Annotated in this window: 2 protein-coding genes and 1 pseudogene; all 3 read left to right on the plus strand. The window is 39.2% G+C overall.

The genetic code is table 11. From position 1 onward, the window contains the following. Nucleotides 1-205: 205 nt before the first annotated feature. Nucleotides 206-439: a hypothetical protein gene (locus Q0791_RS24755; RefSeq protein ID WP_299011931.1), complete on the plus strand. Its 234-nt coding sequence runs from the start codon at nt 206-208 to the stop codon at nt 437-439. Between the two features lie 156 nt (nt 440-595). After that, nucleotides 596-1,378: a hypothetical protein gene (locus Q0791_RS24760; protein ID WP_299011932.1), complete on the plus strand. Its 783-nt coding sequence runs from the start codon at nt 596-598 to the stop codon at nt 1,376-1,378. A gap of 199 nt (nt 1,379-1,577) precedes the next feature. Then, a pseudogene (locus Q0791_RS24765) lies at nt 1,578-1,876 on the plus strand (transposase); the annotation flags it as partial. Nucleotides 1,877-2,072 lie beyond the last annotated feature (196 nt).

The following is a 2,072-nucleotide window of genomic DNA, read 5'->3' on the forward strand; positions in this document are numbered from 1 at the left end:
TGCAGCTAAAGCCTGGGTCTCACATTACCCGAAACTGGGAATAATTTGTAATTATGTGGGTTTATTATCCATACAAGCTGTGCAAGCGGGACTGCTAACGTTTGGCTCGGTTTCGCTTCACATTTTAGCCAAACATTAATCAGCCCCTTAACAGGGCGTTAAGGGGCCTTTACTCCAAATCGAAGCGGTTTCAACTAAAGAGGAAATGATGATGGAACGTTATAAAAACTTGGGTGGCAACTCTAATGTCGTTGCTTACGAAATTGGAGTAGGCGAAATCACAGTTCAGTTTGGTGATGGCTCAACCTATCTATACACGAATCAAAGTGCCGGCGCTGCTAGCATCAACGAAATGCATAAGCTGGCAAGAGCCGGGCAAGGTCTAAATAGCTATATAGGTCGGGTAGTAAAAAAGGGTTATGCCAGAAAAATCCGGTAAGTAGCCCTTAACAATCGCAGGCACGGCGACGGCTTTTTCGTTGCGGCTTCGCCTCCACTACAAAGCCGCGCGTGCTGCGGGCGTTATGTTGCGCTGACCTTTAGCCAGATAATATTTTATTTGAGTTAAACCTTTACTTTTACATGGAGCATTAGCTTGCGTAAGTTTTACATGTTTTTTCTTGTATTCAGCTTTTTCCTATCGTTCAAATTGGTTGCAGCTGACGCTTTAGTTACGAGAACAATAGAAATCCCTCCGACATTAGCTACATACGATGACTTTAGTTTGGTTTTTAATCATTTAGAACAGTTGATCAGTACTGCTAATAAAGAGTTTAAATCAGAACAAAAATATGATTACGAAGAAATTGAAATTGTTATTGAGTCCAATAACGAAAAGGTTTCGTTTTCTGATTGGCAAGAACTAATTGAATTGGGACAATCTACCGGAAACGCATACAAACTGAGGTATAATTACTCCTTACGAAATGCGCCTGTATCTTCTGTCGAATTTTATTTTAGCGATAAGTTGCGCGAAATCTCTGTTGCTGGTACTGATTACTCTCAAGTTAGCGCTATTTCAGCTATGGTTCAGGATAAAATATCATCAATTACAACTAACTTTAGTGGGTTTGGTGTTAGGATGTTTGGTGGACTGAGCTTTTTAATTGGTATCAGTCTAATAACCTCATTTGCTACGAGAAATAATAAGTATAGTTCTATTGTTACTCTTGCTGTTAATGTCATCGCAAATGTTTGTATCTGGATGCTACCTTGGGAAACTTGGATTCCTGGTTTTACCATCTATACGGACAGTGCTAGTTTTGTTGATAGAAATATTAATATGATTTCTTTAATTGCTGCATTGGCTACATTTTTACTCCCTGCTATTGGTTTGGCTCACAAGCAAATAACTTTAAAGCAAAATAATAATAACTAAGACATATATGGACGCTTCACGTTGAGTCAAGCTTGTTTTGACTTTTGAAAGTCACAGAAACTAATACAATTTAGCCAAGGTCTGAATAGGCCTTGGTCATTAAAATTAACTCCTTCTTACTTACTCGCTACTTATTTAATCTGGGCCATTAGTCTCGATGTTGGCTAAGTGATATCAGTTGCTAATGTTTTCAAAAGAGTTGAGGGCGTTAAATGAACCTATAGCAAGAAAAGCGAACCGTGAGGATAAATGCAGTGGATGTTTTTGGGAGGGGGGTTTCCCAAGTTGCCTTATAAATAGTTAGGCGCTTCTTGATGAGGCTGCGGTATTGGCTTGTATGGCTTATGTGGATTACTCTTTATTAATAGATAGGCCATTCGTGCAAAAATAGCCGATACGCCCGAGCAGTCTGATTTTACCAGTATTCAAAGGCGCATAAAGGCTGCGTTAAAAGGGGAACAACCAGCCAACTTATTAGCGTTTGCGGGTAATGAAAGGTTTGATAGTGCTTAATGGGATTTGATGAGAAGAAATTATCCGGACATCCAGAATTAACGTGATGACTCTTAAAAAGAGAGTTTAGCCTCGTAAACATTGATGCATGTTTTTCTTGAACTCTTGTATGGATAATAAACCCACATAATTACAAATTATTCCCAGTTTCGGGTAATGTGAGACCCAGGCTTTAGCTGCA

The sequence above is a fragment of the uncultured Shewanella sp. genome (assembly GCF_947495455.1).
GTDB lineage: Bacteria > Pseudomonadota > Gammaproteobacteria > Enterobacterales > Shewanellaceae > Shewanella.